Source organism: Clostridium sp. AF28-12 (assembly GCF_003435225.1).
In the GTDB taxonomy this organism is placed as follows: Bacteria; Bacillota; Clostridia; order Lachnospirales; family Lachnospiraceae; genus Pilosibacter; species Pilosibacter fragilis.
The window spans coordinates 92,093-105,739 of record NZ_QWGJ01000015.1 but is presented as its reverse complement, the minus strand read 5'-3'; the positions used below and the strand labels follow the sequence as shown (position 1 = coordinate 105,739).

Genomic DNA, 13,647 nt, shown 5'->3' with positions numbered 1-13,647 from the left:
TTAAAGGGGATCAACGAGATCGCGGCCTGCAGAGTCTGCGTTGTGGAGCTGGAAGGAAAGGAAAAACTGATCACCTCCTGCAACAATCTCGTGAAGGAAGGCATGGTCATCCATACGAACAGCCCGAAGGTCCGGAATCACAGAAGAAATACGGTCCAGCTGCTGCTGTCCCAGCATGATAACCGCTGCGTGGTCTGTCCGAGAAACGGAAACTGTGGTCTGCAGCAGGTGGCATATGATCTGAATATTCTGGAAATCCCGTTTAAGCAGGAACCGGAATATCAGCCGTGGGATAAGAATTTCCCGCTGATCCGCAATTCCGCGAAGTGCATCAAGTGCATGCGCTGTGTTCAGGTCTGTGATAAGATCCAGGGACTCGGGATTTGGGATGTGGAAGGAACCGGTTCCAGAACGACCGTGAATGTCGCAGGACATAAGACGATCGGGGAAGCGAACTGCGCTCTCTGCGGTCAGTGTATCACCCACTGTCCGGTTGGCGCCCTCTCGGAGCGCGACGATACGGAAAAAGTCTGGGAAGCGATCGAAAATAAAGAGAAGATCGTTGTGGCGCAGGTTGCCCCGGCGGTCCGCACGGCCTGGGGAGAGGAACTTGGACTCTCCGGCGCGGACGCTCCGGTCGGAAAGATCTTCGATGCATTAAAGAGAATGGGCGTCGATTACGCGTTTGATACGGTATTTTCCGCGGATCTCACGATCATGGAGGAGAGCACGGAGTTTATCAGCCGTTTCACAAGCGGCGAACTGAAAGACCGTCCGATGTTCACCTCATGCTGCCCTGGCTGGGTTCGATTTGCGAAGAGCCAGTTTCCGTATATGGTGAACTACCTCTCCACAGCAAAATCCCCGCAGCAGATGTTCGGGGCGGTCATGAAGACATATTTTGCGGAAAAACTCGGAGTTTCCCCGGATCAGATCTTTACGCTCTCCATCATGCCCTGCGTGGCAAAAAAAGGCGAGCGTGAGATGGACCTCTTCTACGGGGAGTATGCCGGACATGACGTCGATGCGGTTCTCACGACGAGAGAACTCGTGAAGATGATCCGCTCCGCCCATATCCGTCCGAATACACTGGTCGAGATCCCGGGCGACAGCCCGATGCACGCGGGAACCGGCGCCGGTGTGATCTTCGGCGCGACCGGCGGCGTTATGGAAGCAGCCCTGCGCACCGCATATTTCACCTTAAAGGGCGAGAATCCGCCGGCAGACGCGTTCCGTGCGGTCCGCAGTGAAGGATTCCAGGAAAACGCAGGAGTCCAGGAAGCGGAGTTTGCGATCGGCGACATTAAGCTGCGTACCGCAGCAGTCAGCGGCCTTGGAAATACGAGAAGACTGCTGCAGCAGATCGAGCGCGGGGAAGTCCACTACGACTTTGTCGAAGTCATGGCATGCCCGGGCGGCTGTGTCGGCGGCGGCGGACAGCCGATCCACGACGGCGAGGAGCTGGCGTTTGCGCGCGGAAAGAAGTTATACGAACTGGATGCGGAATCAGAACTCCGGTATTCGCATGAAAACCCGGATATCAAGGAGATCTACAGCGATTTCTTCGGAAAACCGATGTCCCACAAGGCACATATGCTGCTGCATACGGAGCATTGGAAAAATAAATAAAGTGTCGGTTAAATTACGGATACAGAAAAAGCACGTAGATACAGGAATGAAAAAACAATTGATTTTATGTCGAAAATTCAAGTCGAATGTCTGTGAAGGATAGTTACTGTAAACGCAAGTGTATGTGTTTCCTGAAAAGGATTGCATGAATTCTGAAAATATGGTAATCTATGAATAGATACATTCCATGACACGGAATGCACAAGGGATGAGCGCAAAAGCGCAAATCCCGCACGATTCGGACGGTACATCAGGGGGTATCTGCCGGAGTATGAAAAACGAGTATAGGATATAAAAGAATCTGCCGCTAACAGCTGTGATCATGGACGGAATGGGTGTCATGACGGAGTTGCTGGCGGCAGATTCTTGTCATAACTGCCTCTTGCACTGGACGTTCAAAACTGATAAAATGTAGAAATCAGGGGACTTTGGAAAAAGGCCCCTTAAATGCGTTGCGATTTAGAAAAATCAGATTCCGTTTTGACCGTGGAAGGGAATACCTGGCGGTCAGCGGAAATTCGAAAAGGAGATAAAAATGTTAATAATTGCAGGTCTCGGAAACCCGGGAAAGGAATATGAAAATACAAGACACAATGCAGGTTTTATGGTGATGGATGCTCTGGCGGAGAAGATCGGGGCGGACATTTCAGAGAAAAAGCACAAGGCGCTCTGCGGAAAAGGCGTGATCGGCGGGGAGAAGGTGATTCTCATGAAGCCGCAGACGTATATGAACTCCAGTGGGGAGAGTATCCGCGCGGCAGCCGATTATTATAAGGTGGATCCGGAAGATATCCTGATCGTGTACGATGATATCAGTCTGGCTCCGGGCCAGTTAAGGATCCGCGCAAAGGGAAGTGCCGGCGGTCACAACGGGATCAAGAGCATCATCGCACATCTCGGAACCCAGGAATTCCCGCGCGTGAAGGTCGGAGTCGGTGAGAAACCGGCGAGAATGGATCTTGCAGATTATGTGCTCGGACACTTCTCAAAGGAAGAGCAGGCGACGATGGATGACGCCGTGAAGGAAGCGGCCGACGCAGTCTGCGAGATCGTGAATGTCGGGATCGCGCAGGCGATGAATGATCATAACCGGAAGAAAGAAGAAAAATAAAAGAAGTATTGGTAAAATTTTGCCGCAGTGTGCGTGCGGAGAATACCTATGCACACTAACTGGAATAGAATCAGAAATATGATCGGACAGGAAACGAATAAAAACAGGAGGAACCATGGCTGAAGTTTTTGCAAATCCGCTCGCGGAGCTGGCGGAGTATACCGATATGAAACAGGATATGGATAAAGGAAAAGGTCCGATCCAGGTCAGCGGCGTGACAGATTCCCAGAAAGTTCATGTCATGTATGAACTCTCGAAGGAACATCCGTGGCGCCTTGTCGTGACGTATGATGACAACCGGGCGAAGGAGATCTATGATGATTTCAGCTATTTTGAGCCGAATACATGGCTGTACCCGGCAAGAGACCTTCTGTTTTACAGCTCTGATATCCACGGAAATCTCCTGACGAGACAGCGGATGCAGGTGTTTAAACACCTTTTGGAGGACGAAGGCGGCGTTGTCGTGACGACCGTGGACGGTCTCATGGATCATCTTCTGCCGCTTTCCATGATCAGGGAGAGCTGCCTGAACATCATGGCGGGACAGACGCTCGATATCGAGGAGATCAAGACACAGCTTACGAACATGGGATATGAGCGGATGGGACAGGTCGATGGAATGGGACAGTTTTCGGTCCGCGGTGGAATTCTCGATGTCTTTCCGCTTACGGAGGAGGTCCCGGTCCGGATCGAACTCTGGGGAGACGAGGTGGACTCGATCCGCTCGTTTGATGCCGAGAGCCAGCGCTCGATCCAGCAGATGGACGAGGTCACGATCTACCCGGCAGCAGAACTGATCCTCACGAAGGAACATATCGAGGATGGGATCCTGCGCCTGGAGTCAGAGGGAAAGAAGCAGGAAAAGACCTTCCGCGATCAGAAAAAGCCGGAGGAAGCGACGCGGATCCGGCGGGCCGTCGGAGAGCTTGTGGAATCCTTGAGAGAGGGATTCGATGTGCAGACATTGGATGCGTATATCCGGTATTTCTGTAAGGACACGGTGTCATTTCTGGATTACATGAAAGATGTGGGAAACAGAGCTGTTTGCACGCATTCTGAGGTAAAAACGGGAGAGGAGACTGACAAGAAAACGGCAAAAGCTGCAGAGAGCGGAATGTCAGAACAAAAGGCAGGGGGGACAGGGAAAAAAGCTGTCGGTGACTCAAATAGGATAGCAGCGGGCACAGAAAAGGAATACACAGGACTCGCCCTGCTCTTAGATGAACCCCAGCGCATGAAAGAAAAAGCGGAGACCGTCGAGACGGAATTCCGGGAGAGCATGTCCCATCGCCTGGAACAGGGCTATATCCTGCCGGGGCAGGCGGACCTCCTGTTTTCATCGAAAACGATCCTGGCGGACGCGCACACGCCGCACACGATCTTCATGACCGGACTTGACCAGAGACTCCCCGGCATGACTCCGAAGGCGAAGTACAGCCTGACCGGAAAGAACTTAAATTCCTACCAGAACAGCTTCGAGATCCTGATCAAGGACCTGACGAGATGGAAGAAGGACGGATACCGCGTTGTTCTCCTCTCTGCGTCGAGGACCAGAGCGAGCCGTCTTGCGGGGGATCTAAGGGAGTATGACCTGCGGGCGTTCTGTCCGGAAGACCCGGGACAGCCGGTCGCTCCGGGGGAGATCATGGTCACCTACGGAAAACTCCATAAGGGCTTTGAGTACCCGCTGATCAAGTTCGTCGTCATCACCGAGGGCGACATGTTCGGCGTGGAAAAACGGAAGAAGAAGCGGAAAAAGTACAATTACGAGGGAAAGAAGATCAGCAGCTTCTCCGAACTTTCTGTCGGCGACTACGTGGTGCATGAGAGCCATGGTCTCGGCATCTACAAGGGAATCGAGAAGATCGAGCAGGATCATGTCATCAAGGACTATATCAAGGTCGAGTACGGTGACGGCGGAAACCTCTATCTTCCGGCGACCCGTCTGGAGGGAATCCAGAAGTATGCCGGGGCTGACGCAAAGGTCCCGAAGTTAAATAAGCTTGGCGGGACTGAGTGGACGAAGACGAAGACAAAGGTCCGCACGGCAGTCCGGGAGATCGCAAAGGAGCTTGTGGAGCTCTATGCGGCGCGTCAGGACGCGGAGGGATTTCAGTACGGACCGGATACGGTGTGGCAGAAGGAATTCGAGGAGATGTTCCCCTATGATGAGACGGACGACCAGCTTACCGCCATCGATGATACGAAGCGGGACATGGAGAGCAAGAAGATCATGGACCGCCTGATCTGCGGAGATGTGGGCTACGGAAAGACGGAGATCGCGCTCCGGGCAGCTTTTAAAGCCGTACAGGAAGAAAAGCAGGTGGTCTATCTGGTCCCGACAACGATCCTCGCGCAGCAGATCTACAATACCTTTGTCCAGAGAATGAAGGATTTTCCGGTGCGGGTGGACATGATGTCGCGCTTCCGGACACCGGGAGAGATGAAGAAGACAGTAGAAGGACTGAAAAAGGGGTATGTGGATATTATTGTCGGCACACACAGAGTCCTGTCAAAGGATGTACAGTTTAAGAACCTTGGACTTCTGATCGTCGATGAGGAGCAGCGGTTCGGTGTGACCCACAAAGAGAAGATCAAGCAGATGAAGCAGAACGTGGACGTTCTGACCCTGACAGCGACGCCGATCCCGCGGACTCTGCATATGAGCCTTATCGGGATCCGTGACATGAGTGTTCTAGAGGAACCGCCGGTGGACCGTGTTCCGATCCAGACCTATGTCATGGAGTACAACGACGAGATGATCCGTGAGGCGATCCACAGAGAATTAGGGCGCGGCGGGCAGGTGTACTATGTATACAACCGTGTCAATAACATCGACGAGGTGGCAAACCATGTGGCGTCTCTCGTGCCCGACGCGAATGTGGCCTTTGCCCATGGTCAGATGAATGAGCATCAGCTTGAGAAGATCATGCTGGATTTCATCAACGGCGATATTGATGTTCTCGTGTCTACAACGATCATCGAGACGGGGCTGGATATTCCGAATGCCAACACGATGATCATTCAGGACGCGGATCGTCTGGGACTTTCCCAGCTCTACCAGATCCGGGGGCGGATCGGACGGTCCAACCGGACCTCCTATGCGTTCCTGATGTATAAACGGGATAAGATGTTAAAGGAGGACGCGGAAAAACGTCTTCAGGCGATCCGGGAGTTCACGGAGCTGGGATCCGGGATCAAGATCGCGATGCGTGATCTTGAGATCCGCGGCGCGGGAAATATTCTCGGAGCGGAACAGCATGGACACATGGAGGCAGTCGGATATGACCTTTACTGCAAGATGCTCAACGAGGCTGTTATTGCCTTAAAGGGCGGACAGGAAGAGGAAGAGACCTTTGAGACTGTGGTGGATTGCGATATCGACGCGTTTATTCCGGACGGATATATCAAGAATGAGTATCTGAAGCTTGATGTATACAAGAGAATTTCCGCCATCGAGACGGACGACGAGTATATGGATATGCAGGATGAGCTGATCGACCGCTTCGGCGATATTCCGAAATCTGTGGATAACCTGCTGCGTGTAGCGGAATTAAAAGCTATGGCCCACCGCGCCTATGTGACCGAGGTGGATATCAACACCCAGGAGATCCGCATCGAACTCTACCCGAAGGCAAAGCTCGATGTCACCGGGATCCCGGCGCTTATTGCCGAGTATAAGACTGCGTTACGCTTTGCCCAGGGAGAGAAGCCGGTGCTGTTCTATCAGGATAAAGGAAAGAAGCATAAGGATTGCGAGCCGATGATGGAGAAGGCGAAGGAATTGCTGGGGAAGCTTGGGGAACTGGCGGAGAGCAGAAAATAAAAGCATATGGTAAAAATAGGGCGTGTGAAAAAATGAGAAATCATTTTTTACACGCTCTTTTAGACTAAAAAATTATAAACGAAGTAGTCTCTAAAAGCGCATTTCCCCCTTACCCCATAAATTTGTTGATTTTCAAATCTGTGCAGCTGATTTTATTTTCATCTGTTTGTTGTGGAATTTATAAAGATTGTGTCCCAGTGAAACAAGGTATACTTCAAGTTGAACGGATTTTATCCCTCTTCGCACAATCATTAGTATTGGCAAAGCCCTGCTTGCGCCGAACGATCAAGCCGCTGTACTCCAGTTCCCGGAAGATTCGTGTGGCGCTCTGGCGGCTGCGGTGGAGCTTTGTCTGCGCCTGCTCCAAGGTGAAGTACAGCCGGATGGTGCCGTCCGGCTCGACGTAGCCGTTCTGCCGGGAAATGCTTGCCCTGTCCAGCAGCAGCTCCCAGATCTCGGCTTGCCGCGCTTTCAGCTCGGCAACGTCATCCTCGTAGCAGCGCCCGGTGCTGTTGATGCGGCGGCAAATCTGGTTGACGTTCGAGGTGACGCGGCTGACGGCGGCAGTTAACTTTTTCTGCTCGGTGTAATCGACCTTGATGATGTACCCGTCGAGCAGCATTTTCCGGGCGTAAACCCCGAAGTTGTGCGTCCCCAACTGCCGCATCTTGTGCTGAATGAGATTCAACTCCTGCTCGTTGAGGCAGATTTCTTTGCGGATGGGTCGCGTGCGGTCCGGCATGACTTACATCCCCCTCAGCATCAGGTGTCTGTTATCTCCCTCTTCCCAAACGTCCAGATAGCACATATCGTAAAGCTCCATGAGCGTGCGGAAGATTCGCTCATCCGAAATGTTATCTTTCAGCAGTTTGTTCAGTTCGGACAGCTCAAAGGCTTCTTTGCCGAAGGAACAGAGGATTGCGGCCAGACCCTTGGTATCGACAGAGAGATAGGGGTCTTGCAGCAGCTCCGTGGGGACGGTGGTCTTGTCGGAATAATCGTAGTGCATGATGTTCATTGTGATTCTTCTTTCGATTTTGAAAAACTTTGTTTGAAGGGCGGCTTGGATGGATTGGTTTCCCTTTCTCCATCCCGCAGACAATTTTTGATCGTTTGTCAGGTGGCGCGAAAAAATTTTGGTCGTGCAGAAGGTCCTCTATATAACCAACGGACATTTTTTCTCAAAAACTTAGCACCCTTTTTCAAAAAACTTTTCTTGCCCCTGATCCTCCCTCTACTTAGCTAAGTGAATCAGAGACCGGTTTTGTCCCAGATTTCTCAAAAAAGTTTCGAGGTCGGTGAAATAAATTCTGTGCGCTGCTCCAAATTGCCCTTTCTACTTTCCAACGGACAAAATGATGCGGGGCGTCACGGTTTTGTCATAACAAGGGCAAAAAAAGAAGCGCCTGCCACTACGACAAGCGCTTGGATTTGCATCAGTTATTCGAGCAAATCCTCTATATCCCTTTGATCGTATTCAGTTTTCTGCATCAGCCGACAGACACCATCTGCCTCATCCCGCTGCTGCAAAAGCTGGGCGAACGCCCGATAGAGCGCGGCCTGCCGCCGCTCGACCACGCCGCGATTCTGCTGCATGGCATCCGCTGCTTTGCGGATGGACAGCCCCTCGGAAAAGCGTTTCCGGAAGAGGTCGGCGTATTCATAGTAGGTTCTGCTGCAACGGATGGTGCGCTCCGCGTACCCGTCATCAACATAAGTGAAGGGCTTGCTCTTAGGCTCCGGAAAGCCATCCTCATACACCTCGCGGACGGTGCCTTCGTCGATCTCGCGCCGGGTCTGACGGACGTATTTATCCCGCAGTACACCATCGACTTCGACCTGCTCGCAGAAGGAGGCGTAGCGGATGAGGTAGTAATGTTCGTTGTCCTCACGGGAAAAGCTGGCATCCTTGCAGACCACGATGGCCTCGCCGGTGTCGATGTCCTTGAGCACCCGGATGACGAAAATCGGCTTGCCGTCGTAGCGCTTGTAGTAACCGGCAAATACGCGTCTCTCTGCCATACGCAGCCCTCCCTTTGGTGATTTTCCTACAGTATACCACAGATCACGCCGAAGGAAAAGCGCAGCGCGGGGATGGGGAAACTGAGATTTGGGAGAATAGCAAGCACAGCCGCTGTCCGGACACGTGGCGATTTTGGGATAATCCCAAGCCCTTTGCATTTGGCTCGCAGCCTTATATTCAGGAGGCAGCCGATCATGAATCATTCAGTGGTTGGTGCTTGCTTTCTTCATGAACTCCAGATAAAGACTGTACAACACAGCACAGACGGGTACGCTGAACAGCATCCCTAAGACGCCGAATGCTTCGCCGCCGATTGTAACAGCCATCAGCACAAGCAGTCCGGGAAGCCCAACGGACTTGCCGACCACCTTGGGATAAATCAGATTGCTCTCCACCTGCTGCAAAATGAGCAGAAAGAGAATGAACCACAGAGCCTTGCCGGGTTCTGCCAGCAGGATCAAAAACGCGCCAAGACCGCCGCCAATCCATGCGCCAAAAATCGGTACCAGCGCAGTAACGGCCACAAACGCGGAGACCGCACCAGCATACGGAATCCCAAGGATCAGCATTCCAAAGAAGCACAGAACGCCGATGATGACCGCTTCGGTAAGCTGTCCGCTGACAAAATTTGTAAAGGTTTGGTTGGTCAGAAAGGCAATACTCAGAAGCCGCTGTGCCTTCTTTTGCGGAAGGACTGTCACAATGAGTTTTTTCAAATGTGCCGCGACGACTTCCTTCTTTGCAAGCAGATACAGCGCAAAGACAAGTCCCAAGAGAACATCCACCAAAGCCGACAGGACAGAGGTTGCCGCGCCCCACGTCACGGTGAGGATGCCGCTTCCCTCATCGCTGATCAAGGCGGTGACCTTCTCGATCAACAGGTCGGAGTCTATGGCGTATTCGGGCAGGACAATGTTATATTTTGCAGCAAACCGGACAACGCCTGTCCACCACCGCCCGATTTCCTCCACATAGGCCGGAATGTTTTGAATAAACTCGTCGCCGGACTCCCGCAGGCTGGGGATCATCATAAACACCACAGCAAACAGAATCCCAAGAACGAGCACGGTGCTTGCGCTCAGGCACACAGGGCGGGTCAGCTTTTCAGGAGCCCTTCGGCACACCTTGTTCCAGCAGCATTCCAACGGTCGAAGGACTATGTTAATCAAAAACGCAATTGCGCCGCCGATCAGAAATGGCGTGAACAGCGCAAGCACCTTGCCGAGAAAACGCAAAACAGCGTCAAGGTTTACCAGTGCCCACGCAAATACAATCAGCAGCACCAATGCGCGGATAATGTAACGAATAATCGCCTTGTCCGGCCATTTGCGTTCCTGCGGCGCGGAATCCTCATTTCTGTTACCGGCTGTGTTTTGCGGTTTCTTCGCCATGTTTCTTCCTTTCCACTATTGTGCACAGGCCCATTCAAATCCGAAAGCACTTTTGCAGCGCTTTATACTCACCCATTGTCAGAATCGTTATGTCATCGGACAATACAGTGTCCGGCGTAACGGAAACATCCGTTTTTCCTGCACACTTGATGCCGAGGATATTGATGCCGAACTTTCGGCGAACATCCAGTTCTCCAACGCTTTTCCCGACCCACGCCTCTGGCACCTGAACTTCAAAGATGGCGTGCTGCTCGTCGATCTCTATATAGTCAAAAATATGGTCGGCAGTGAATCGAATCGCTGCCCATTTTGCCATCTGCTTTTCGGGATAGACCACGTTATCTGCGCCGTTGCGGAGCAGAAACTTCGCCTGCACGTCGCGTTCGGCGCGGGATACCACGCATTTTGCGCCCAGCTCTTTCAGCAGCGAGGTGGTTTCCAGCGAGTTCTGGAAGTTGCCGCTGATGGTCATAAAGCAAACATCAAAATTCCCGATGCCGAGCGAACGCAGGAACTCCGCATTGGTGCTGTCGCCGATCTGTGCGTTGGTGACAAACGGAAGCACATCGTTGATTCGCTCCTCGTTGGTATCAACTGCCATGACCTGATGCCCCAGTTGAGAAAGCTGCATGGCGATATGCCGCCCAAAGCGACCTGCTCCAATCAATAAAACATTTTTCATGGGATAGACAACTCCTTTACTTATCCAATCGTAATTCTTTCCTGCGGCAGCTTTGCATTGCCGCTTTTTTTGCTGGACACCGCCGCATAAATGAGCGTCAGTCCGCCGACCCTGCCCAGATACATCAGCGCGATCAATACCGCCTGCGAGGGAATGTGCAGCTGCGGCGTAATACCCAGAGTCAGTCCCACGGTGCCCACCGCCGACGCGGTTTCATATAGGCAGGGGGACAGCGGAAGATTCTCATACACGCTGATAAAGACGGCTCCCCCAAAGAACAGCGCAAGGTACATCGTCAGAATGGTCGCAGCGGTTTTGACGGCACCGCAATCGACTCTGCGCCCAAAGAATTGGGCGCTGTCCCGCTGACGGAAGGTTGCGGCAGCATTGGCAAGCAGAACTGCCAGCGTGGTGGTTTTCATGCCGCCTGCCGTGGAGCCGGGAGAACCGCCAATGAGCATCAGAAGAATCATCATGCCCTGCGACGCACCGGACATCGCGGATAGATTTACCGTGTTGAAGCCCGCCGTTCTCGGCGTGACCGATTGGAACAAGGCTGCCTGAACCCGCTCTCCGCGGGGAAGGGCATCAAAGTCCACAAAGAAGAAAAACAGTGCCGGAAGGACGATCAGCACGAGTGTTGTAACGAGAATGACCTTGCTCTGCATTCGATAACGGTGGATGTGCAGCTTGTTTTCGCAAATGTCATCCCACGTTAAGAATCCGATGCCGCCGGTTATGATCAGCAGCATGATCGTGATATTGATCACCGGATTTTGGACGTAACCGGTAAGGGACGGATACAAGTTGTTGTTTGTTCCCAGAATGTCAAACCCTGCGTTGCAAAAGGCGGAGATGGAGTGAAATACCGCCAACCAGATCCCGTGCCATCCATAGTCGCGGCAAAACACCGGCAGCATGGCAAGCGCACCGATCAGTTCGATCAAAAGTGTTCCCCGCAGGATGAACCGTGTCAGCCGGACGATCCCTCCTACCTTCGGCGCTGAGATGGCGTCCTGCATGGTGCTGCGCTGCATCAGAGAGATCCTTCGCCCGGACAGCAGTGCAAACGATGCCGCCACGGTGACAACACCAAGCCCGCCTATCTGAATCAGCGTCAGGATCACCGCTTGACCAAAGGCCGACCAATAGCTGCCGGTATCCTGCACCACAAGACCCGTTACACAAACAGCGGAGGTCGCGGTAAACAGCGCTTCATTGAACGGCGTTACACACCGAGCTGTCGCAGAAATTGGCAGCATCAGCAGCAGCGCGCCCAGCAGGATCACCCCTGCAAAGCCCAATATGATGATCTGAAAAGACGAAAGACGACGCTTTCTGCAAACCATTTCTTCTGACATCTTCCTCACTCCTTGTGAATCGTGCGATGGATTTATTGTGCGCAGGCCAAACATACGCCGCATCGCCTGACTGTGACAGAGGATACCCGATATGCGCTCAGCCCGGAGACTGTGATCTCCAAATTTTGTGCGGTGATGGAGTCTCCCTTGATGGGGGCTCTATTGAGCTGCTCCATGACCCATCCGCCAACGGAAACGCTGTCCGATTCCAGCTTGACATCAAAGAATTCCATAAAATCCTCCAAGCTGACGGAGCAGTCCACGCGGTAGGTATTCTCGTCCAGCTTTTCAAAATCTTCTTCCACCTCGTCATGTTCGTCCCAAATTTCACCGACCAGTTCTTCAATCAAATCATGCATTGTAACAATGCCGGTCAGACCGCCATATTCGTCCAAAACAAAAGCAAATGTAGTATGCGTCTGCTTCATGTTCCGAAATAGAACATCGGCTTTCACCGTTTCCGGTACAAAGTAGGCCAGTTCCAGCGCTGAACGCATAACCTTCTCCCGACTTCTGTCCTTTTCTCTCAGATAAACCTTTGCATTCAGCACGCCCACAACTTTGTCAGGGGAGCCGTCACAAACGGGATACCGTGAAAAGTTGCTGCTGCATATGATTTTCTCCCATGTGTCGTCTGTATCCTCCAACCAAAGCATGATCAGGTCTGTGCGATGCGTAAGGATTTCTCTGGCCGACAGGTCGTCAAACTTGAACACGTTTTGTATAAAATTCTGCTCATCTTTATCTATCGCCCCGGTTTCACCACCTGTTTCAACCATCATACGTATATCTTCTTCGCAAATATGTGTCTCTGATTCATCAGGATCGACACCAAGCATTTTCAGCACGGCATTTGTTGAAACGGATAGCAGCCACACAATCGGCTTAAACAGGATCGAGATTCCGCTGACAATACCCGACACCTTAAGCGACAATGCCTCCGCTTTTTTCATGGCAATTCGCTTGGGAACCAATTCTCCAAAAATCAGCGTGAAGTAAGAAAGAACAAGCGTAATAAAAATTACGGACAAAGTATCCAGCGTGTTTCGGGGCAGCGTCACGCCGAGACCGATAAGCCAATCAACAAGCGGGTCTGAAAAGCCATCGGCTGCAAATGCACTGCCAAGAAAACCGGACAATGTAATAGCAATTTGAATTGTAGACAGAAATTTCGCCGGTTCTTTTGTGAGCTTTCTCAATCGCCTTGCTTTTTTGCTTCCCTGTTCGGCAAGGCGATTGATTCTCGATTCGTTTACAGACAATACAGCCAGCTCTGCACTGGCGAACACGGCATTTAATGCAATCAAAATAATCTGTATCAGCAGCAAAGATGCAATAGAATAACTCATATAAAACTCCTTTATGTTCTGTTCGTATTATCGTACCAAGCAAAAAAGACACGCCTATACCCGATACCGCAGCAAAGGGCATAGATATGCCACATACGAACAGACCATATAAGAGCGGTTACCGTTGTTGTCGCTACTGTCGTTTTCCACGGTTTTCTTCCTCCTTTTTGCTATGTGCTTACATCATAGCATTTCTCCGGTGTAGATTCGGTAAAGAAACAAGTGCGGCGCAATATCCCCCTGTGAGAAATCTTGAAGCGTTTCCGTTTCTGCGG

10 protein-coding genes are annotated in these 13,647 nt (G+C 51.9%); 3 read left to right on the top strand and 7 right to left on the bottom strand.

Annotated elements, in window-relative coordinates; all coding sequences use genetic code 11:
* The 3 genes from DWY93_RS12860 to mfd all read left to right on the top strand — a co-directional run.
* Positions 1–1,629 (top strand): [FeFe] hydrogenase, group A (locus tag DWY93_RS12860; protein WP_117472470.1); only part of this gene is annotated, 1,629 nt, incomplete at its 5' end.
* A 535-nt stretch (positions 1,630–2,164) separates the two neighbouring features.
* Positions 2,165–2,740: an aminoacyl-tRNA hydrolase gene (gene pth / locus DWY93_RS12855; protein WP_117470477.1), complete on the top strand. Its 576-nt coding sequence runs from the start codon at positions 2,165–2,167 to the stop codon at positions 2,738–2,740.
* A gap of 115 nt (positions 2,741–2,855) precedes the next feature.
* Positions 2,856–6,566: a transcription-repair coupling factor gene (gene mfd / locus DWY93_RS12850; RefSeq protein ID WP_242990621.1), complete on the top strand. Its 3,711-nt coding sequence runs from the start codon at positions 2,856–2,858 to the stop codon at positions 6,564–6,566.
* A gap of 214 nt (positions 6,567–6,780) precedes the next feature.
* Here the strand turns inward: mfd and DWY93_RS17555 are convergent, their stop codons facing one another.
* The 7 genes from DWY93_RS17555 to DWY93_RS12815 form a co-directional block, all read right to left on the bottom strand.
* Positions 6,781–7,308, bottom strand: a complete 528-nt coding sequence (locus tag DWY93_RS17555; protein ID WP_242990620.1) for a replication initiator protein A — start codon at positions 7,306–7,308, stop codon at positions 6,781–6,783.
* 3 nt (positions 7,309–7,311) lie between these two features.
* On the bottom strand, positions 7,312–7,584 hold the full coding sequence (locus DWY93_RS12840) for a hypothetical protein (RefSeq protein WP_117470476.1): 273 nt from the start codon (positions 7,582–7,584) through the stop codon (positions 7,312–7,314).
* 422 nt (positions 7,585–8,006) lie between these two features.
* Positions 8,007–8,588, bottom strand: a complete 582-nt coding sequence (locus tag DWY93_RS12835; protein ID WP_117470475.1) for a hypothetical protein — start codon at positions 8,586–8,588, stop codon at positions 8,007–8,009.
* A gap of 204 nt (positions 8,589–8,792) precedes the next feature.
* Complete coding sequence (locus DWY93_RS12830) at positions 8,793–9,980, bottom strand: AI-2E family transporter (protein ID WP_117470474.1); 1,188 nt, start codon at positions 9,978–9,980, stop codon at positions 8,793–8,795.
* 34 nt (positions 9,981–10,014) lie between these two features.
* Complete coding sequence (locus DWY93_RS12825) at positions 10,015–10,662, bottom strand: TrkA family potassium uptake protein (RefSeq protein ID WP_117470473.1); 648 nt, start codon at positions 10,660–10,662, stop codon at positions 10,015–10,017.
* Between the two features lie 20 nt (positions 10,663–10,682).
* Positions 10,683–12,023: a potassium transporter TrkG gene (locus tag DWY93_RS12820; RefSeq protein ID WP_117470472.1), complete on the bottom strand. Its 1,341-nt coding sequence runs from the start codon at positions 12,021–12,023 to the stop codon at positions 10,683–10,685.
* A 32-nt stretch (positions 12,024–12,055) separates the two neighbouring features.
* Entirely contained in the window at positions 12,056–13,372 is a 1,317-nt protein-coding gene (locus DWY93_RS12815) for a hemolysin family protein (RefSeq protein WP_117504737.1), read from the bottom strand.
* Positions 13,373–13,647: the final 275 nt, after the last annotated feature.

Coding starts and splice junctions, on each gene's coding strand:
- pth (WP_117470477.1), top strand. CDS start 2,165: ATGTTAATAATTGCAGGTCTCGGAAACCCGGGAAAGGAATATGAAAAT.
- mfd (WP_242990621.1), top strand. CDS start 2,856: ATGGCTGAAGTTTTTGCAAATCCGCTCGCGGAGCTGGCGGAGTATACC.
- DWY93_RS17555 (WP_242990620.1), bottom strand. CDS start 7,308: ATGCCGGACCGCACGCGACCCATCCGCAAAGAAATCTGCCTCAACGAG.
- DWY93_RS12840 (WP_117470476.1), bottom strand. CDS start 7,584: ATGAACATCATGCACTACGATTATTCCGACAAGACCACCGTCCCCACG.
- DWY93_RS12835 (WP_117470475.1), bottom strand. CDS start 8,588: ATGGCAGAGAGACGCGTATTTGCCGGTTACTACAAGCGCTACGACGGC.
- DWY93_RS12830 (WP_117470474.1), bottom strand. CDS start 9,980: ATGGCGAAGAAACCGCAAAACACAGCCGGTAACAGAAATGAGGATTCC.
- DWY93_RS12825 (WP_117470473.1), bottom strand. CDS start 10,662: ATGAAAAATGTTTTATTGATTGGAGCAGGTCGCTTTGGGCGGCATATC.
- DWY93_RS12820 (WP_117470472.1), bottom strand. CDS start 12,023: ATGTCAGAAGAAATGGTTTGCAGAAAGCGTCGTCTTTCGTCTTTTCAG.
- DWY93_RS12815 (WP_117504737.1), bottom strand. CDS start 13,372: ATGAGTTATTCTATTGCATCTTTGCTGCTGATACAGATTATTTTGATT.